18 protein-coding genes, 3 tRNA genes and 1 rRNA gene are annotated in these 20,734 nt (G+C 29.6%); 3 read left to right on the forward strand and 19 right to left on the reverse strand.

Features of this window, described 5'->3' with window-relative positions:
* Together WY13_RS11870 and WY13_RS20565 are read right to left on the reverse strand one after the other, a co-directional pair.
* Positions 1–198 (reverse strand): 16S ribosomal RNA (locus WY13_RS11870); the annotation flags it as partial.
* 702 nt (positions 199–900) lie between these two features.
* On the reverse strand, positions 901–1,074 hold the full coding sequence (locus WY13_RS20565) for an aspartyl-phosphate phosphatase Spo0E family protein (protein ID WP_082848486.1): 174 nt from the start codon (positions 1,072–1,074) through the stop codon (positions 901–903).
* 204 nt (positions 1,075–1,278) lie between these two features.
* Here WY13_RS20565 and add point away from each other — a divergent pair, with 204 nt between their 5' ends.
* The gene (gene add / locus WY13_RS11875; RefSeq protein WP_063555870.1) at positions 1,279–2,304 is read left to right on the forward strand and encodes an adenosine deaminase; all 1,026 of its coding nucleotides are present in this window, start codon (positions 1,279–1,281) and stop codon (positions 2,302–2,304) included.
* Positions 2,305–2,833: 529 nt separating this feature from the next.
* Here add and WY13_RS11880 read toward each other — a convergent pair.
* From WY13_RS11880 to WY13_RS11900, 5 genes are all read right to left on the reverse strand, one after another.
* A complete protein-coding gene (locus WY13_RS11880) occupies positions 2,834–3,577 on the reverse strand; it encodes a GGDEF domain-containing protein (protein ID WP_063555871.1) in 744 nt (247 codons plus the stop codon).
* A gap of 23 nt (positions 3,578–3,600) precedes the next feature.
* Positions 3,601–5,445 carry a SpoIIE family protein phosphatase gene (locus WY13_RS11885; protein ID WP_063555872.1) on the reverse strand — a complete coding sequence of 615 codons (1,845 nt, stop codon included), beginning with the start codon at positions 5,443–5,445 and terminating at the stop codon, positions 3,601–3,603.
* Positions 5,446–5,448: 3 nt separating this feature from the next.
* A complete protein-coding gene (locus tag WY13_RS11890; RefSeq protein WP_063555873.1) occupies positions 5,449–5,832 on the reverse strand; it encodes a DUF1987 domain-containing protein in 384 nt (127 codons plus the stop codon).
* 8 nt (positions 5,833–5,840) lie between these two features.
* A complete protein-coding gene (locus WY13_RS11895; RefSeq protein ID WP_063555874.1) occupies positions 5,841–6,386 on the reverse strand; it encodes a SiaB family protein kinase in 546 nt (181 codons plus the stop codon).
* A gap of 223 nt (positions 6,387–6,609) precedes the next feature.
* Positions 6,610–7,782, reverse strand: coding sequence for a DUF4317 domain-containing protein (locus tag WY13_RS11900; RefSeq protein ID WP_063555875.1), 1,173 nt, complete (start codon positions 7,780–7,782; stop codon positions 6,610–6,612).
* A 136-nt stretch (positions 7,783–7,918) separates the two neighbouring features.
* Between WY13_RS11900 and WY13_RS11905 the strand changes: the two genes are divergently transcribed.
* Positions 7,919–8,260 carry a HesB-like protein gene (locus WY13_RS11905; RefSeq protein ID WP_063555876.1) on the forward strand — a complete coding sequence of 114 codons (342 nt, stop codon included), beginning with the start codon at positions 7,919–7,921 and terminating at the stop codon, positions 8,258–8,260.
* A gap of 47 nt (positions 8,261–8,307) precedes the next feature.
* Here the strand turns inward: WY13_RS11905 and thiI are convergent, their stop codons facing one another.
* Both thiI and WY13_RS11915 read right to left on the reverse strand, forming a co-directional pair.
* Positions 8,308–9,450 (reverse strand): tRNA uracil 4-sulfurtransferase ThiI, encoded by a 1,143-nt coding sequence (thiI, locus tag WY13_RS11910; RefSeq protein WP_063555877.1) that lies wholly within the window; start codon positions 9,448–9,450, stop codon positions 8,308–8,310.
* Entirely contained in the window at positions 9,447–10,583 is a 1,137-nt protein-coding gene (locus WY13_RS11915; protein WP_063555878.1) for a cysteine desulfurase family protein, read from the reverse strand. Before WY13_RS11915 ends, thiI begins: the two co-directional genes overlap by 4 nt.
* 184 nt (positions 10,584–10,767) lie before the next feature.
* Here WY13_RS11915 and WY13_RS11920 point away from each other — a divergent pair, with 184 nt between their 5' ends.
* The gene (locus tag WY13_RS11920; protein ID WP_063555879.1) at positions 10,768–11,487 is read left to right on the forward strand and encodes a polysaccharide deacetylase family protein; all 720 of its coding nucleotides are present in this window, start codon (positions 10,768–10,770) and stop codon (positions 11,485–11,487) included.
* 39 nt (positions 11,488–11,526) lie between these two features.
* Here the strand turns inward: WY13_RS11920 and WY13_RS11925 are convergent, their stop codons facing one another.
* The 10 genes from WY13_RS11925 to WY13_RS11965 form a co-directional block, all read right to left on the reverse strand.
* The gene (locus WY13_RS11925) at positions 11,527–12,147 is read right to left on the reverse strand and encodes an IDEAL domain-containing protein (protein ID WP_063555880.1); all 621 of its coding nucleotides are present in this window, start codon (positions 12,145–12,147) and stop codon (positions 11,527–11,529) included.
* Between the two features lie 155 nt (positions 12,148–12,302).
* Positions 12,303–13,046: a PD-(D/E)XK nuclease family protein gene (locus WY13_RS11930; RefSeq protein ID WP_242866482.1), complete on the reverse strand. Its 744-nt coding sequence runs from the start codon at positions 13,044–13,046 to the stop codon at positions 12,303–12,305.
* A 12-nt stretch (positions 13,047–13,058) separates the two neighbouring features.
* The gene (locus WY13_RS11935) at positions 13,059–15,254 is read right to left on the reverse strand and encodes an ATP-dependent helicase (RefSeq protein WP_063555882.1); all 2,196 of its coding nucleotides are present in this window, start codon (positions 15,252–15,254) and stop codon (positions 13,059–13,061) included.
* On the reverse strand, positions 15,251–16,792 hold the full coding sequence (locus WY13_RS11940) for a hypothetical protein (RefSeq protein ID WP_082848487.1): 1,542 nt from the start codon (positions 16,790–16,792) through the stop codon (positions 15,251–15,253). The genes WY13_RS11935 and WY13_RS11940 overlap by 4 nt, the downstream gene beginning before the upstream one ends.
* Entirely contained in the window at positions 16,789–17,259 is a 471-nt protein-coding gene (locus WY13_RS20570) for a hypothetical protein (RefSeq protein ID WP_082848488.1), read from the reverse strand. The genes WY13_RS11940 and WY13_RS20570 overlap by 4 nt, the downstream gene beginning before the upstream one ends.
* 86 nt (positions 17,260–17,345) lie before the next feature.
* On the reverse strand, positions 17,346–18,530 hold the full coding sequence (locus WY13_RS11945; protein WP_063555883.1) for an SAM-dependent methyltransferase: 1,185 nt from the start codon (positions 18,528–18,530) through the stop codon (positions 17,346–17,348).
* 86 nt (positions 18,531–18,616) lie between these two features.
* Complete coding sequence (locus WY13_RS11950; protein ID WP_063555884.1) at positions 18,617–19,945, reverse strand: hemolysin family protein; 1,329 nt, start codon at positions 19,943–19,945, stop codon at positions 18,617–18,619.
* 154 nt (positions 19,946–20,099) lie between these two features.
* Positions 20,100–20,184: transfer RNA gene (locus tag WY13_RS11955), tRNA-Leu, on the reverse strand.
* Between the two features lie 71 nt (positions 20,185–20,255).
* Positions 20,256–20,331 (reverse strand) — tRNA-Lys (locus WY13_RS11960).
* Positions 20,332–20,333: 2 nt separating this feature from the next.
* Positions 20,334–20,408: transfer RNA gene (locus WY13_RS11965), tRNA-Gln, on the reverse strand.
* Positions 20,409–20,734 lie beyond the last annotated feature (326 nt).

Here is a 20,734-nt window from a genome sequence, read left to right on the forward strand (position 1 = left end):
AATTTCCATGTGAAAACTGATTATTATGCGGTATTAATCTCCCTTTCGGGAGGCTATCCCCCTCTTTGAGGTAGGTTACCCACGTGTTACTCACCCGTCCGCCGCTAATCCACTCCCGAAGGAGCTTCATCGCTCGACTTGCATGTGTTAAGCACGCCGCCAGCGTTCGTCCTGAGCCAGGATCAAACTCTTAATTTAAAAGTTTATATGGCTCTGTTGAAAATCAATACTAACTTCGCATTTCTACGTCAAACCTTTCGCTGTGGTGCTCATTTACTTAAGTAAACTCTGCTCCTCGCTCAAGGCTTTCCTTGAACTACTCGTTATTATTGATTTTAGAAAATTGTCATTAGCTTCACAATACTGCGTCAAAGCTTTCATTCCGGTGCTCAATTATGTTAGTAAGTTCCGCTCCTCATTCAAACTTTTCCTTGTCTTGCTCGCTACTACCAATTTTTAATATATTACATTTCAGCTTGTTAGCAAAATATAATACATTATTCTTACGAAATTACTTTTTTAGCTGCTCTCGCAGCTCAAAAGAATTGCTGGTTTATTCTAAATAAGTTGTACTTATATCTTCCTCTGTTTAATTTTCAAGGATCATTTTGCTGCCTCACTTCGACAGCTTTTATAGTTTATCATGTCTTTTTTATTTTGTCAACATTATCTGAAAATTTATTTTTATAAATCCATTTTCAAATAATTGAACCTTACTGTCATGTTCCAACGGAACAAAAATTATTATATCATATAAAGCAATAAATACAGAACATATACCATTCGCTTAAATAAGTTATCTAACTCTTTCATCTGTTTTTAATATATTTCTACAAATATCATGCCTAGATACACCTGGATAAGTTTTTAATGACATAATATAAAAAATTTGTTCAATCCCTAAGAAATTAAAGATGCTCTTATATTTTCTCTACAATTATTCATATCTCTATAATGTAAATAAATTAACTTGTCCAATTCCTGACTTAGCCTTAATACTTCTCCCATACACAAATCATTACTTAAAATAACTAATTCATTTAATTCCTTTCTAATTTTTTCCATTTGTTCCATAATTCTACCATCCTCATAAAAATTTTTTACCAACATTTTTTATTGTATTACTTTCTTTAATAAATTACAATACTTGTTAAAAATATATTTTTATATAAATTACAATAAAATATGGTACTTATATTGAAAAATTTTATTATTAATGATATTATAATATAAAATTTCCGTAAATATTCCAATAAAATGGAAAATAGGAGGACACCAATGAACTTAAATAAACTTATTAGACTTATTCCAAAAATAGATCTTCATTGTCATTTAGATGGCAGTATACGACCTGAAACGATTCTGGATATTGCAAAAAAGGAACATATCCCTACTATAAATGATGATTTGAATAGCTTTCAGAAAGAAGTTAAAGTATTAGGGAAATGTTCTTCCTTAAAAGAATATTTGAATAAGTTCTATTTACCTATAAAAATAATGCAGAAAAAAGAATACATATATAGAGTTACTCTAGAATTATTAGAAGATGCCTTAAAAGAAAATATAAAATACATTGAAATACGATTTGCTCCTTTAAACCATTTAGATGGTGGATTAACTTTAGATGAAGTTATAGAAACTGTGCTTTCTGCTATGAATTATGGAAGAAGCAACCTACATATCATGTCAAATTTAATTATATGTGCTTTAAGACATGAACCTGTAGAAAAAGCCATAAAACTTATCAATTCAGTCAAAAAATATGCAGGTAAAGGAGTAGTTGCTCTGGATTTAGCAGGAAACGAAGCAGACTTCCCACCTGAAATACACAAAAAGCCTTTTGATTTGGCTAAGGACTATAATATTCACCGTACTGTACATGCTGGTGAAACGGGTATAGTAGAAAATATAATGAAATCTATAAAATTATTGAATGCTGAAAGAATAGGCCACGGAACTTATGCCTATAAAGATAAAAATACCCTCGTATATCTGGCAAAAAATAAAATTCCATTAGAAATGTGTATAACTAGCAATGTAAATACTTCTGCTGTAAATTCTTATGAAGAACATCCTATAAAAAGATATTTAGACTATGGACTTGCTGTAACAGTAAATACAGATAATACAACTGTATCAAATACTACTATAACTAAGGAACTTGAATATCTTGTAAAATATCAAAATTTTGATCTTGAAGATATCAAAAAAGTTACGGAAAATGGAATAAACTTTTCTTTTGCTAGTGCAGAGGATAAATTAAAATTGCATGCTGAATATTCCTCATTTATAAATAACCTATAGAGTCTCTAATCAAAAAAATCAACTTATACTCCGGATATTTCTTACAACCTTCAGCTCGTTAAATATTTTGATAAGGCTAAGAAAAAAATTTTGAAAAAATACTGAGAACTTTTGAAAACTCGTACCTCAAGCAATTCAAAAGTTCTAGATTTTTCAAAAATTTTTACCTAAGCCTTATATACAAAATATTTAAAAGAGCTTCATTATTGTAAAAATATGCCTGCGTATAAGTTGATTTTTAAGTTAGTATACCCATACGGTTTCCAATTGAAATTTAAACTTATACATAAAATGTAATGACAAAATCGAAAGCACATTTGAAAACTTTTCCATAAGTCTTAGCGAGGTATTTTAGAAAATCTTAGAAACTTAGATATGTTTGAAGTATGAGTTTAGCTAAGATTCTTAGATTTTCAAAATGCCGAGCTTTAGACTTATTAAAGTTTTTAACGTAATGAAATTTGTCATTACATGATTCGTATAAGTTAACTTTCAAGCTAGAAACCCCATATGGATCTCAATTTTAATTCTAATCTAGTTTCTTGCATTTTTGTTTATTTTCATACATTTTTGCATCTGCCCTTTGGATAATTTCATCAATACTTAAATTATTATCATAATCCACTTGAAATATTCCATAACTAAATGAAACAGAATAAGGCTTTAGCTTCTTTTCATTTTCTGAATTTATGTCAAAATTAATTCTTTCTATAGCTTTTTCTACATTTTCCTTTTTGCTATTTGAAAAAATAATTAAAAATTCATCTCCTCCTAATCTACATAAAATATCATTGCTTCTTATAACTTGTTTTATAAATCTACAAACCATTACGAGAAGTTCATCACCTTCAAAGTGTCCAAAATTATCATTTACATATTTCAATCCATTTACATCTATATAACATATGGAAAAGAAGCTCTTATTTCTTTTTATGGCATTTAATTCATTATCTAAAAATGCTAATCCCATACCTCTATTATAGCATCCTGTAAGTGAATCTATAGCTGCAAAATATTTTAGTTTTTCTTCTGCTCTTATTCTATCTTCAATTTCCTTTTTTAAATCACCTTGAATTCTATGAAGGTATTCTTGTTGACCATCACTAATTTTTATTATCTTTTCCACATCTCTTATGAGTTTATCAAACTGTTCAGTAAGAATAGTAAAACTTTTCAATAAAGTTTCTTTATCACACTTTTCACCCTTAATTAATTCTCGAGCTTCTTTAATCAGTGCTTTCTCAGCTTCAAAAAAATCAGAATCACCTGGCATTACTTTTCCCCCCATATCTATAGTTATTTTAATTTAAATGCAAAAACAGTAATATCATCTCTCTGCTCTTTGCTTCCCATGTAATTCTGCAATGTTGTTTCAAATTCAATTTTCATTGAATCCAAATCTTGAGCTTCACATTTTTGTATCATGCTATGCAAACGTTTCTTTCCAAAAGGATAGTTTTTTGATCCTCCATTCTGATGGATAAAACCATCAGTACTAACAATAAGTATATCTTCTTTCTCAGCTGATATAACTTCACTACATAAAGATTGATTTAATTCCATATAACCATATCCAACTCCTCTAGTTTGAGGTCTCACAATTTTTACTTCTTTATCACGCTTAATATATAAATCTAGGTTAGCACCACAATATGTCACATTAGATTTTTTATCTATACAAAATAATGCTATATCCAGTCCATCATCTACACTTTGAGGATTAGAACTTTTATTTAAAGTTTCCTTAAGTCTTACATGAAGTTCTTTTAAAATTATACTAGGATCATCACTATTTATAGTAGTTACTATATCATGTAATATCGCATTTACAGTCATAGTCATAAGTGCACCTGGAACACCGTGGCCTGTACAATCTCCTACTGCCAATATAATCATGTCTTCAATTTCTCTTAGCCAGAAAAAGTCTCCTCCAACTATATCCCTAGGTTTCCAAATCACAAAACTATCCGTAAAGACTCTTTTCATTTCCTTATCTAAAGGTAAGATAGATTCCTGCAGCCTTTTAGCATATTCAATGCTATCTTTTATCTTTTCGTTAGACTCCTGCAGCTCTCGAGTTCTTACATTGACCTTGTTTTCAAGTTCCTCATTAATCATCATGGCTTGTTTATATGGATTGGCAATTTTTTTAGAAATAAAGTAATATAGAATCATAAAAAATAACAAAACTAAGCTTACAGTTATTATAGTATTAATTCTTAATGAATCAATAAGAGAAATGCTTTCTTTTCTTGGAATTTGATAAAATAGAATCCAATCAGTTGAGTTTAATTTACAGTAGGCATAGTCCATAATCCCATTATTATCATCATAATATTGTGCTACTTTAACATTTGCAGGTCGATTTTGTATCTGCTTAACAACCTCTTTTGGTAAAAACTCCTCAACCTTTTTTCCTACATCTGCTCTCTTATCAGACAGTTTAATTACACCTTTTTCATTTACCATCCAAAGGCTGCTTTTTTTACCTACTTTAAATTCTTTAAATTCCTTTGTTATGCTGTTGAGACTTAAAGCAGCACCAGTTATACCAACAGGATTTTCTACACTTCCCATAATTGTATTTACAAAAAGAAAAGTATCATCCATTACACGGTCATAATTTACATTAAAACTCATTTGCTCTTTAGATTTAAGAGTTTCAAAAAACCACCTGTCATCAGGATTATTTTCTGACAATACTGTAAAATTTTTATCATTTTTATTTAGATCTCGCCTAAAATAATAATATTTTTTTGTTTTTGCTCCTGCTATAAAAAAATAATTATAATCATAGGAAGTTGCAATATTTTCTAAATTACTTAAAACTGATTTTCCAACCTTTGGGTCCTTTTCTTCTCCATTTACCCACTCTACATTTAAGGGATCTCTTGCAAAAATATAAGAAGTTTCAACAGCTCTGCTAATACGTCCATCTATCTTAGATGCCATTGATTTTACCATAAAAACAATGTCCTGGGACTTAGCTTTAGTTATAAGAGAATTTTTTATATTTATATATCCTAAAAAAGCTGTAGCAATTACTGCAAAAGATATAATTATACCAGATATAAAAATTATTCTAAAAATATTTTTTATATAAGATTGGTTAAATTCTTTAGGTGACTCCTTTTTCTTCATTTCTTATTCCTCATCATTAATTGCAATAAAGTTAAAAGGAATATCTATATCCATTTTAAAGTCTTGTCCCATGTCATAATCAAAGCCATTATCTTCATCATAATACCAGTTTATAATAATGTCCTTTCCATTTTTATAATTAGTATTAAGCTTATCAAACAATATAATTAGACACTTTATACTGCTAGTATTGATATAAGAAAGTTGAAAATTTACAGTTAACTTTTGAAAATTAATAAAATATTCATCCATTAATTTATAAATGGGTTCATAAAAGCTATAGGCATTTTCTGGATAAGACTCTCCTTTAAAAATCAGTTCATTATGTTCTGAACTAAACTCTACATAGGGAGTACTTTTTGTACTTTCAACCATAAAATTATTCATTTTTCACCTCATACCGTAACAGTTAATGTGTAATAGGAATAACTGTCATCTATTCTCTCAAAGTTATATTCAACTTTTTTAGTGGCTTTTCTTGCAATTTGAATCAAACCAAGCCCGCACCTTCCCCTATTCATATCGATTTCCCTTCTTGATACTTCTCTAAAATAATCAGTAAGCTCTTCATCATTCATAGATATTATTTTATCTAGCTTTTCTTTCAAACTTGAAATATCTCTGTTTAATATAGTATTACCTGAGTTTACACAATATCCTGAACCAGTTTTTGAAATAGCTATTACACCAGATCCAACTATAGCCAAAAAATCTTCTGTATTTTCTTTTGATACCTCATATTGTTTAATATTTTGTATTTGTTCAACAAAAGTAAAAAAAGCCGAACTAATCTTCCTCTTTTTAGCTTGCTGAAGCTGCATTCTCTGTTTTAGAGCCATTCCAAGTTCTTCTATTAGTCCTTGAGAAAATGTTCCTGAAAATATAAATTCAATATTTGATTGTTTTAACTTTTTCTGAAGCATGTATATTGCATTTTCCAATACGCCCACTCCCCCTAATTAATAATTTAAATTGTTTATCCTATAGCCTTCAATCTATACCGTTCTTTAAATAACTTAATTTCTAAGTAATATTTTCTTTATGCAAAATTAAGTCAGAAAAATTTTTTAATTTATTATATCATACTTTGTCATAAACCTATATAAGTATTTCTCATAATACTGTAGTTTTTTAGGCACCTAAATATAGGCAAAATACTAAAGTCTATATATAATCTTCCATTTTTTCAGTTTCAAGTTTAAGTCCATTTACCACCATATCATCTTTTAATTCTATAAGTAGACACTTTCTACCATTCTTATTTACTATCTGTTTTATACTTCCTAAGTCGTGAGGATTTATAGTTATACTTGTATCTTCATTTTCTATCTTTATAGATTTACTTTTAAAATCAGGAATTATATTTCTAACTTTAAATTCATAGTCTCCCCCACATACTTCCTCAAATGCGCTTTTTACAACTTGTGGATTTTCTATACCGCTTTCTCCAAGCACTTCTGTCACTTGTTTCATATCTAACGTAGTTTCTTCCTCATCCTCTTCTTCTTCACTCAGTTTTTCATTCATTTTTTCATATATTTCCTGCATAGTATCGGGATTTATTTTTCCCCCTGATGCTGTACCTAATATAGCATTAAAACTTTCCTTTTCTTCTACCGCTGTAGGCTTTATAGTACAATTTAATACTTGTTGCACAAAAGAACTGTTTATTTGTTTTGCCTTTTGAGAATAATATATTACTTTATTTACATCTACATACTGGGAAGAAAAACTTGGAAACATAAATCCATCTAGCGGTGAATTTAAATTTATAACCATATCCAATGCAGAATTTGGTTTAAATCTCATTTCAGCATAATCAAATTTTAGTACCTTTTTAGGAATTTCTACCTTATTTACACTACACAATATAAATTCTATGGCATGTACATATTCCTCGGGAGAATCCTCATCTCCCTTTTTCTTACCTGCATTATAATATTCTGCTTTTACAAAATTTATAACTACATCTGTATCATAAGTATAATTTTTAGAAACTTTATCTACTATTTTATCTCCAAATTCAGCTATACTTTGTCCAGAATTTAGCGCTTGATATAATATATTTTGAGTGTGCTCACCATCTTCATCGCCACTGCTTTCTTTAAAGTTTAATTCAAATATTTTAGAATCCAGAGTTCCTGTAAGCACCTTTTTAAAGTTATTCAAATACAACTCTCTTTTTTCCACTTCCATCATCTCAAAATGTTCCAGTTCTCTAGTTATTATTTCTCCATTATCCTTTTTTAAATACACACTGTATACCTCTTTAATAGGAAGTACATAACTTCCTAGTTTGAACTCTTTCCTTATACTTGCCAAATCCTTTTTATTCATACTTATCTCTCCAATTCATTAAAAGTTCAATTTGAATTATTACAAGTTATATTTTATCACAACTTTTAATAGTATAACTTTAAGATTTTTGATACAATGAGTATACAAAATATAATTTTAAGAGAGGTTTTTTTATATGGATTTTTTAAAAATAAGCGATATAGCCTACCAGGAATTCAAAAAATTTTTAGATGAGAATAATGTAACTTCCGGTTCAATAAGAATATATTTGGCTGGCATGACCTGTCATGGGCCATCTTTTAACATATCTGTAGATGAAAAAAAAGAGCATGATTTGATTCAAAAAATTAGAGATATAACTTTTATCGTAGATAGGGATCTGTTTGTACAATTTAGCGGTTTTATATTGCTGTGTGGAAGTGAAAATGGACTTGGAGGATTTACTTTGGAACCTGTATTCAAGCCCCAGGCTTCTAATTGCAGTAGCTGTGACAGCTGTCATGGATGTGAAGAATAATTAAAAGGAGGAACAGCGCCTAAATAGGTAAAGCTGTCCTCCTTTTTTTAATTGAAAAGTTCCGTATTTTTAACTGCTTCTTCTACCAAGCTTTCTATATCCAAAACACTTTCAGCCTTTCTTATTTCGGAAACTCTAGGCTTAGTTTTGGGATGTTTTGGTACAAATATAGTACAACAATCTTCGTAAGGAAGTATTGAAGTTTCATAAGTACCAATTTGTCTTGCTTCATCCATTATATCTACTTTGTCCATGGCAATGAGTGGTCTGAAGACTGGTCTGTCCGCTACATCATTGCTTACAATTAAGCCTTCCATAGTTTGACTTGCCACCTGACCCACGCTTTCACCTGTAGTTATCGAATCAACATTGTATTTCTCCGCCAACTTGCAGGCTATTCTCATCATGAATCGTCTCATTATTATAGTTAGTTCGTCTTCCCTACAATTTTTAATTATCTGCATTTGTATTTCTGTAAAAGGCGCTACATAAAGATTTATACTCCCTGTATATCCCTTTAATATTCTAGCCAATTCCTTGACTTTTTCCTTAGCTCTTTCACTAGTATAAGGATGGCTGTGGAAGTACACACAATTTAACCTAACTCCCCTTCTAGCCATCATATATCCGGCTACTGGCGAATCTATTCCTCCTGAAAGCATAAGCATTGTGCTTCCATTTGTTCCATAAGGCATCCCACCTATGGCTTTTATCCTTTTTGAATATACATAAGCACTATCTCTTATCTCTACATTTACAAAAAAATCTGGTTTCCTTACATCTACTGTTAAATTTTCAGTGTTTTTTAAAATATGAGCTCCAACTTCCCTACTTACCTCCATAGAATTAAGAGGGAATTTTTTATTTGCCCTTTTAGTCACTACTTTAAAAGTACTTCCTGAATTCTGCTGTATACTTTTAAGGCATTGTTCCTTTATACTATCCATATCTGGTTCTACTTCATCTACTATACAAATTTCAGCTATTCCAAATACCTTTTTTAATTTTGCAATAGCTTCATCCATATCATCACAGCCTATAAACCATCTTCCCTCATCTACCACAAAATCATATTTGGTTTCTCCAAGAACATTTTTTATATTATCCTTTAACTTCTTCTCGAATTTGCCTTTATTTAATCCCTTTAAAAATATTTCTGAAGCATATTTTAAAAGTAGCAATTTTCTCATTTACCCACACTCCTTAAAAATTTTAAAGATTCGTCCAGTACATTTAAGGTGTAATCAACTTCATCCTTTGAATTATCTTCATCAAAACTAAATCTTATAGTTCCCTTAGTTTCTTCCTTCTTCAATCCCAGAGCTTTAAGCACATAACTATCTTCGTTATTTTTAGCAGAACACGCAGACCCTGTAGATACATATATACCTTTTTCCTCCAGCAAGTGTAGTAATACTTCTCCTCGTACACCTATAAAAGATACACTTAATACATAAGGTGAATAGTCATTTCCATCACTATTTATTTTAATATTGGATATAGCTTTAAGTTTTTCTATAAAATAATTTTTTACACATGTTACTTTACTAAAACTTTCTTTTCTATTTTTGTATACTTTCTCTGCCGCTTCTGCAAATCCAACAACAGCTGCTAAATTTTCAGTGCCCGATCTAAACCCTTTTTCCTGTCCCCCTCCATATATAAGCGGTTCAGGTCTAAGACCTTTTTTTACATAGGCAATGCCTATTCCTCTTGGTCCATGTATTTTGTGTCCACTTGCAGATAACAAATCTATATTGCATTTTTTAACATCAATATCATACTTTCCATAGGCTTGAACTGCATCTACATGGAACTTTACCCCACTATTCTTTTCTTTTATAATCTTTCCTATAGTTTCTATATCCTGTACCGTTCCAATTTCATTATTAGTGTGCATTATACTTACTATTCTAGTTTCTTTATTAATGCTTCTTTTAAGTTCTTCAAGATCTATTTTTCCACTGTCATCTACATCTAAATAAACAACCTTTATCCCTTCTCTTTCAAGAGCTTTACAGGTATTTAAGACACTGGGGTGTTCTATTTTTGTAGTTATAATTTGCTGCCCAGGTTTTATAAAACCCCTTATTAAAAAGTTATTGCTTTCACTGCCACCAGAAGTAAATATTATTTCATCTCTACTACAATTTAAAGTATGTGCCACTATATCTCTACTTTCATTCATCTTTAACTCTGCTTTCAATCCTAGAGAATAAGAAGAAGAGGGATTTCCATAATAATTTTTCATAGTTTCTACCATTGAATTTATTATTTCATCATAAGGTCTAGTTGTTGCACTGTTGTCAAAATAAACTTCCACTATCTTTCACCTCGTATACGTAAAAATAATTAAAATATCATAAAAAGCCAATATAACATATATTATCACACTTATATGCCATAGACAAAATCTATTTTTACAATTTTCCTGTTATAAACTTATAAAAAAATTATAAGAGCACATACTATTATGGATAAAAACTAGGAATAGAAGGGACATTTTAATGAAAGTTAAATATTTTTTATTAACCATATTCTATATTTTATGTATAAGCTTAAATTCTACAGTTTCTGCATTTTCGCCAAATATCTCAAATGAAATTTCCTGTAGTAAGACAATATATCTTACTTTCGATGATGGACCAAGTACAGAAGTTACACCAAAAATACTTGATATTTTAAAAGAAGAAAACGTAAAGGCCACTTTTTTTCTAATAGGATGTAAAATCCAGGGAAGAGAGGATATAGTAAAAAGAATATTCAATGAAGGTAGCAGTATAGGCCTCCATACATATACTCATAAATCAAGTAAAATATATTCAAATTCTGATTCTTTTCTTGATGAAATGAATAAAACTGGCATCGAAGTTAAAAAAGTAGTAGGATTTGCACCTAAAATAATAAGGTTTCCCACAGGAAGTAACGGCCACTTAACCAATTCACTTCTTGAAAAACTTCATTCTTCAGGTTATAAGATATATGATTGGAATTTGTCTTTGTCCGACGGCATTGACTACAATACATCAGTTGACAAGTTATACAGAGAAGGTACTGAAAAGTGCGTCAATCCAAATAAAATATTTTTACTTGCTCATTGTGACGGTCAAAATAAGAATACCTGTGTGGTACTCTCTAAAATAATAAAACACTACAAAGAATTGGGATATGAATTCAAAACAATTACAGAAAACACCCCTGAATATCACTTTAGAGTAAAGAGATAGTGAATTATACATTAAAATAAGCTGCCAGGAAGCTAACTATTAGTTAACTTTCCAGCAGCTTATTTTCAACTTGTTACACAAAGAGTAAAATAATTCTTTATTATTGCTGTCCAAAGCTCCATCTATCAAAATATATAAAATTTCATTATACAATTTCTTTTTATCCAGACTAGTTATAGGATTCATAGTAGGATTTTTATGAGGATCAAAAGAGTTGTCCAAGTTTTCCCTGTGTACTTTCTTTAAAATCCATATATAATATGCTAGTTCTTCTTTTGATATGGTAAAAAATAATCTATTACAGCCATTTGTTGAAGATATTTTTATCATATCACTCTGCAAATAAGTCAATTCTATTTCTCCAAAATTGCGTACTTTAAACTTACTGCTTTTAAAACTAGAACTTTTAAATTTACTTAAAAATTCTATATAACTCAAAAAATCTTTTTCTACAAGTTTAAAATCGTTTAGTACAGTGTTGAAGCCGCATCTTTTTTGAAAGGAAACTTTATAATCACTAAACCCTCCTGCATTACTCACATTAGAAATGAAAATGCTATCTACAAATTTGTCCATTGCACGTTTTGGTATTAGTTTTATTCCATATTCAAAGTCCCCGTTTTTATGCTCTTTCAAAACAACAAAGTTACTTATATCCATAATTTTATCCCCTTTTTCGTAATATACCTGATTTATTATACATGAAAAAAGTGATTTTTTATGTTTATACGCAATATTGTGAAATTTCACAATATTGTACCTAAGCCCCTACCTATAAGCCCATTATCTATAATAAATATATTTATTTCCATATATTACTGTTCGTAAATTTTTTGATTATTACAAAGATAATTAAACTCGCAAAACTTACAATGAGATGAGTAAAGCTTGGCATTAGCACTATAAAAATCATAGGAGTTTATATTTTTTATTATTTTACTCAAGTATTTTTCATTTTGAATATGAGCTTCTTTACTATACTCTATAGTTATAATACTATTTTCATATTGAGGCTGCCAAAAATTCATTGTTATATCTTCCTTTTTACATTCAAATCCAAACATATTTTCAACATTTTCAGATAATACGTACATATATACTAAAGTTTGAATCCTTTTTTTCATCTCTTCTATAGATAATTTTCTATTTTCCGTCTTCCAATCCCATATTTGAATTTTTTTATCTGGAGTTACTATTATCAAATCATACTTTGCCTGAAGTCTCATGGCACCTTTTGTCATTTTCACTTCATACTCTACTAAATAATCATTTTTTTTGTCTATCTTAAATGTGTCCTTTAAAGAGTTTACTTTTTTTACTAAATCATCATCATTCAATTTTCCTAAAGGAATCCCTGCAAAATACCTTTCACATATTAAGTGAAAATCCAGTCCCTGCTTTATATTCTCATAATAATTTTCTTCTACAGAACCTTCCCTCTTCCAAGACAAGTTTTCCAGATACTTTAGTCTAAACTTAAAAAGACATTTTATAAATGTATTTATAGAATTTTGACTGTAATAAAAATATTCCAATTTTCTTATATCCAAAACTTTCACCACTTATACCTTCTAAATTTTATTCTCACAAATGAACTTTTTTATGATTTCAAAATACTTAGACGGGCAGTCTTTTTTGTTTTCATCATAGTGAGACATGAGTATCAAGTACTTCTTTGCCCTAGTTATAGCCACATACAAAAGTCGTATTTTTTCACATATCACTTCTTCTCTAGCCTTTATAACAGGGTTATAATAAACATCATTTTTAAGTAACTTTTGCACTTCTGCTTTTCCTATAGCTGTAGGATTTTTAAATTCATCTTTAAAGTAATAGTATTCTGATCTAAATTTTCCCTTAATACTATAGGGATATATGTAATTATTTAAATACAATAAAAATACACAGTCCCATTCTAATCCTTTCGATTTATGATAAGTTGTAACCGTAACTTTCTCTGGAACTGGCTCATATCCTCTTATATCATAAATTACATTGCATATATGTGTAAATGCAGAACTTCTTACATCTAAAAGCTCCTGTGAAATTTCATCCAAGGTCATAGAATTATTTTCAGCATTCTTATGCCTTACATAAGATGCTGCATATTGAAGAATAGCTTTGTCTTCATTTTTTAATTTAAGTTCACAGCCTATGTATAGAATCAATTCTTGCAAAGGCATATTTAAATTGCCCAATATATCTTTTACCATTCTTAATTTACATATAAAATCTTCAAATATATTCTTGTCTATCTCCTCTAACTTACAAACGGACGTAATCTTAAATACATTTTCTTTTAGTATATCCTCAATTTTAAAACTTGTAATATTATTTATTATAACATTCTTTTTTTCATTATCTCCCTCTATAATTTCATACATCAAATCTCTAAATTTCACCAAACTATCTGGCTCTCCTAAAAAACCTAATATTTTTCCCAGTATATTTATGATTTTAAGCCTCTCTGAAGAGGTACTCGACAGTTCATCACATTCTATTTTATTTTTTCTAAGCTCTTCTGCCATTTCTTTTACATGGCTGTTAAAGGGAATTAATATGGCAAGTGTCATATCTGGATGCTTTCTTTTAAAACTTTTTACCGCTTTTATAGTCCTTCTCTTTACATCTTCCCAGGAGCTCATGCTGTATGCATAGATGCCATATTCATCAACTTCGGGGTTTTTCAAGTCTTCTATATCTTCTACAGGATATATTTTTTGATATCTAAGTGCCTCTCTGCATCTTTCCTCTGGATTATTTTTTACGGTATATTCAACTAAGAAATTAGCTAGATTCATTATGTTCCTTGTACTTCTACCTGCTCTGTTCATTACATAGTTTTTATCTGCTTCTCTTAAGAATTGTTTAAAATACATGGGATTTGAAGATGTAAAACTTCCCATTATACTTTGATTTAAATCTCCTACCCGAACCAAATTACATTCTCTTTTCTTATTATCTTCACCTATCCTTTCAGAAATAATGGACAGTATATCACACTGCACCAAATTTGAATCCTGACATTCGTCTTCAAACACAAAACTATATTTTTGTTGAAACTTTTTTCTCAAATCCTCATCTGAAATTAGTGCCTTATAAGCAAGTACAAGTATGTCATTATAGTCCACGTATCCATTTAAAGTCAACATTTTCTCATATCTGGAATAAATATAATTTAGAATATAAATTATGCTATTGTCTCCTAAAAGCCCTTTGTTTTCTTCTACTTTCTCAGGCGTTATTTCGTTTAATTTTAATTCACTTATAAGCACATCTGATATTTGTAAAAAATCTTTCCACCATCTCTCACCTTTTTCATCATATTTTTTAGTACCATACTCACTTAGAAGACTTCTGTATATCTTTTCTCCTCCAAGCTTTCTCCACATTTTTACAGCATTATTTAAATAAAATATCTTTTGCAAATCATCTATGACCTTAAAATTTTCATCTAACCCTGCTGCATCAGGCCTCTCCTGTAATACCTTCATTGCAAGGCCATGTATTGTCATAACTTCATAGTCGCTATTTGAATCTATTCCTCTCTCCTCAAGTATGTGAGAAATTCTATTTTTAAAATTATTTACAGCACTATTCATGTATGTAACTACAAGTACCTTTCCAGGCTTGTTCAATTTCTCTTCTATTATTTTACAAACAAGCTGTGCTGTAATAAAAGTTTTTCCTGCCCCAGGCACTGCAGAAACTGCCATAGTACCACCTTTATATTTCATTATAGGCAGCTGATCATCTCTAAATTTCATATATCCATATATCCTCCATTTTGCTCATATCCCATTTCAGAATATTCACTTCCATATAAATATATTCTACCACTACACTTCCTTAAAAGTGCTTTGGCTACACTATATAAATTTTTCTTTCTATTTCTTGTTTCTATTTCCTCTGTATACACAATATTTTCATTCCAACTTTTCTTTAACACACTATCATTTGAAAATTTTTTTATATTTCTAGGACTCCACAAATTACTCGTCACATCAGTCCAAATCTGTACAGAACTTTTTACATTACTGGTTAAAAAATTAAAGGCGCTGCTTAAAATTATATCCTTTTTTTCAAAATACATATTTTCTATGTCTCTAAAGGAACAAAAATTTTCAGCTTCATTTATTATAAAATCTACAAATTTTTGTGATGAATTATCTATAGTTTTAAATTTATCAAGAGTATTTATAAACCTATCTGCCAATTCACTTAAATTTTCACATATACCTATATTTTCTCTTGAACCTGGAAGTTCTATCATAATATTTAAAAATATTAGTCTTATAAGCTCTGACATATCTATACTGTCACTTCTAATATTTTTGCTGCAGTTCCTTATCCAATTTGCAATATAGTTATATTTAGAAGCTCTTTCATCTCCCATAATATTCTTTTGTCTATCCGTTAAATCTCCTAGTTTTCGAAAATTTACAACTTCCTTAGATAAAATCCATGAAGTTTTTGCATCTGTCACCAAAAGCGTTGAAAAAAGTTTTCTATAATCATCCATTGTAAAATCATATTCTATGTCTTCAATACACATGCATATAATCATCATAACACAGTGAACATACACATTATCCATCAGTTTGCTCTTCTTGCCTAAATTGTTAATTCCAAAAGGTGCATCTTTAAACCTACTTTGTAATTCATAATTCAATACAAAATCGTTTATAGGACATATAATTGCTATATTTTCCGGAGGTGTCCCAGTATCTATAAGCTCCTTTAATTTATCTCCTATTTTTTCAATCATTTCACTTCTTAGAGAGGACCCTGTATCCTCATAAATATTCTCTGAGTATTTGAATTTATTGGGACCTTCTAAAATGTGACAAAACTCAGATCTACACAAAAAATGTCCCTCTAAATTTATAAGTTCACCATTAAAAAATTTACTTTTCCTTATAAAATCTATATCTGAACCATAGGAATTACAAAACCCTGCCTCCTTGTTAGAAAAAAAGTAACACTTATGTGCATTTTGAGAAATTATTTCTACTAAATTAAGTTCAGCAGCACACATTTCATCCATATCATCTACCAGTACATATTTTATATCCTGAAGCTTTTTTAAATAACCTTCATCTTGAAGTAAATATTTGTTATAGAGCTGTATTGCCATAGATATATCAATAGTTCCTGAATTTAAAAAACTTTTTGCGTAATGCATTATTACTTCATCCATTTTATCAAAATTCTGGGCATTTACATTTTTCTTCAATTTTAAAGAATTATATAACCTGTGTCCTATTTTATCCATATCAATTAATGAACATGCAGCTTGATTCATGTTTGAAACAAAAATCCCAGCGATTTTTTAGACTCTACTGTTATATCTAAAAAGTATCCTTTTCTTTTTCTATAATAATCAATTAACATTTCCATCATATACTTTGAAGTATCATAATTTACAAATTCAGGTCTTATTTCGCTTTTTCTTATCAGCTTACAGCTTTTTTCAATAATTGGCCAATATTTTATAATTTCTTCTTTTACAAAATTAGCATAAGTTTTTATTTTACACTGACCACAAAAATTAAAAGAAAGGTTCCTCCTCCATGCCATTATCTGATTTAAATTCATAACAAATACTAAAATCTCCTCACTTTTAATTTTTTGAGATTCAATCATATGTCTGTATTTTTCTTGTGCTAAAGTAGTTTTACCACTGCCGCTTATTCCATCTATAACAAGACTGTTTCCTTGAAACTCATCTTTAAAAAGCATTTCTCTTACTTCATTATATTTTATTTTCATCGCCCCACCTTTTAAAATTAAACTTTTCTTGAGTAATTATACCATTTAAAAAAATCAGGGTCTATAACCCTGATTTTACAATAATTTTAATCTTCATACAAATATTTTCTTGTCATTGGCAGTTCATTATTAAGTCCCTTTGTAAATACAAACTGATGTATATCTACTACCCCATAATGAAATGAAGCAGCACAGGCATTTAAGTAAAGTCTCCACATTCTTATAAATCTAGTATCCTTCATTTTTTTAACTTCATCCATAGCACCTTCAAAGTTTTCAGCCCAACATTTTAATGTTTTAAAATAATGCAATCTCAAACTTTCTACATCCACAAGGTGAAGATCATTATCTGCCATTAAACTGACTAGCTCCCTTATAGATGGTATATAGCCTCCCGGGAATATGTATCTCTTTATCCATTCATTAACTTCTCCTTCTGTTTGTGCAGTAATACAATGAAGAAGTGACACTCCTCCTGGATTTAACATATTTCTTACATCTTCCATATAAGTAGATAGATTTTTTCTCCCTACATGTTCAATCATTCCTACACTTACTATTCTATCAAACTTTTCTTTTTCATTTGCAATTTCTCTATAATCTGCAAGTTTTACTTCAACTTTTCCCTGTAAATTATTTTCTTCTATTCTTTTATTTACTTTTTTTAACTGTTCCTTACTTAAAGTTACTCCTACAGCTTTTACTCCATATTTCTTTGCAGCCATGAGAACGAGTTCTCCCCATCCACATCCTATATCTAAAAGCGTTTGTCCTTCTTTTAAATTAAGCTTTTTCAATATATGATCTACCTTATTCAATTGTGCCTGATAAAGGGAATCATTTTCATGCTTAAAATATGCACAAGAATAACTCATTGTTTTATCAAGCCATAAACTGTAGAAATCATTTCCCTGATCATAGTGATACTGTACATCCGTTTTACTTCTCTTTAAAGTATTTGGAAGTATTTTGTACACTTTAGAAAATATATCCGCGTTATTTAAAAAACTTTCTTTATTCTTATATACTGATTCTATTACTTCTCTAATATTCCCCTCAAAGTCAAGAATCCCGTCCATATATGCCTCTCCTAGAGTAAGAAAAGGATCTCGCAATATGTCTTTTTCAGAAATGGGCTTATTCATACATACTTTAAACTTTATATCTCCTTCTCCATACTTTTCTTCAGAACCATCCCAATACTTAACTGCTACAGTGTCTGAAAAGGCACTCTGTAGAAATTTTCTAAAAAATACTTTATCTAATCCCATATCTTTATATCTTCCTTTCTTGAAAAATAAAACTATATTTAAAATAGATATATAAAATACCTATATACTACACAAAAATTACACATTTAATTTTCATTACTATGACTTTCATTTGGAATATATATCTTTAAGCTCTCTATCCTCTTCTCATCTACTTTTTCCACTTTAAAAATTATATTTTCATATTCAACTGTATTTTCTTCCCCTTCTTTAGGAATGCTTCCTAAGAGTTCTATTACAAAACCACCTATAGTATCTGAATTATCTGATTCCAATTCTAAATTTAAAAATTCATTTACTTCATCTATTGATACTAATCCACTTACTAAATAAGTATCCTGATCAATTTTATTTATATACTGGTCATTATCATCATACTCATCAAATATATTTCCCATTACCTCTTCAATCAAGTCTTCTATGGTTACAATTCCAGAAAATCCACCATATTCATCAATTAAAATTGCCATATGATTTTTAGTATTTTGGAGTTCTTTAAAAAGTACATCTATATTTTTATTTTCCGGTATAAAATAAGGAGTTCTGAGCAGTGGTTCTATATCTATATTGTTTGCAGAAGTTTTCATAAGCTTCACAAACAGATCCTTAACATACAATATACCTATTATATTGTCTATATCATCTCTATAAACAGGTATTCTAGAGTATTTTTCTTCAATAATACTTTCAATAGTACCCGAATCTATGTCATTTATATCTATAACAAATACTTCTGTTCTAGGAGTCATAACTTCTTTTGCTAGTTTATCATCAAACTTAAATATTCCCTCTATCATTTTCTTTTCAGATTGATTAAAAACTCCTGTCTCCTGTCCAAGTTCTATCATAGATCTAATTTCTTCTTCAGATACTTCATCTTCAATATTTTCTGTACTTATATTACATATTTTTAAAAGGACATTAGTAGAACCTGAAAGTAATTTTACAAAGGGTAACATCAACTTACTTATAAACAAAGTTGGATTTATTAATGCCATTGATATTGTTTCTGATTTTTGAAGTGCAATTCTCTTTGGAAATAATTCTCCAAATACAAGAGTAACATAAGATAATAGCACTGTAATTATAATTACAGACAGTTTGTCACTATAAGGAACGTGAAGTTTAGCCAAAAAAAATGAAAACTTCTCCGATAAGGTAGTAGCTGCAAACGCACTAGCTAAGAATCCAGCAAGAGTTATTCCCACCTGTATAGTAGCTAGAAAATTGTTTGGTTCTTTTAATAGCTTCAATATCTTCTTTGCCTTTTTATTCCCCTCTTCTGCTAAATAATTAACTCTACTTTTGTTTAAAGCAACTATAGCCATTTCTATGGCTGAAAAAAATGCATTAATCACCGTGAGTACTAATAACAACATAAGTTCGAATATTATACTCTGCCAGGTAACATCCATGCGCACAATCGTCCTTTCATCTATTTTTTAGATAATAAAATAAATAGGAATTAGATGATAAGTCTAATTCCTGCAATAAAATCCTTTTATTATACTTGTGTGTAACTTACAAGCTATTCTTATCATTTATAACTTGAACCTTCTTGTAAATCAATGGTGCAGGTGAAGGGAGTCGAACCCCCACGCCGTAAAGCGCTAGATCCTAAGTCTAGTGCGTCTGCCAATTCCGCCACACCTGCATATATAAAAAATAAATATTAGGATTTTTCCACGTTACAACTTTACCACAAAACTACAACCTCGATTAAATTGGTGGCTTACCGGGGAATCGAACCCCGGACAACATGATTAAAAGTCATGTGCTCTACCAACTGAGCTAGTAAACCATTGGCTGGGATGGCAGGATTTGAACCTACGAATGATGGAGTCAAAGTCCACTGCCTTACCACTTGGCTACACCCCAATGTTAAACAAATTTCCTTCTTCTTATATATGAATAAGTATCCATAAAGTAAAAATACTATAGAAATCACTAATTTATAGGTTATATACTTAAGTGTAGTAATTTATTCCTCTACCTATAAAAACTAGGGAATTTTTTGTAACTGCAAGATATATTATAAAACACAACAAATATAATGTCAATAGTTTTTGTTTTAATACAGAGATTTAGCACCTAAATTCCAGTAAAAATTTTATTTTTACTGGAATTGTATCTTTTTACACTTATTTTAAGTAATGGTAAGTTTTTAGACCGATAGGTCGTAAAAATATGTACAATTCCCTTAA

The organism is Clostridium ljungdahlii (assembly GCF_001636845.1).
Lineage (GTDB): Bacteria > Bacillota > Clostridia > Clostridiales > Clostridiaceae > Clostridium_B > Clostridium_B ljungdahlii_A.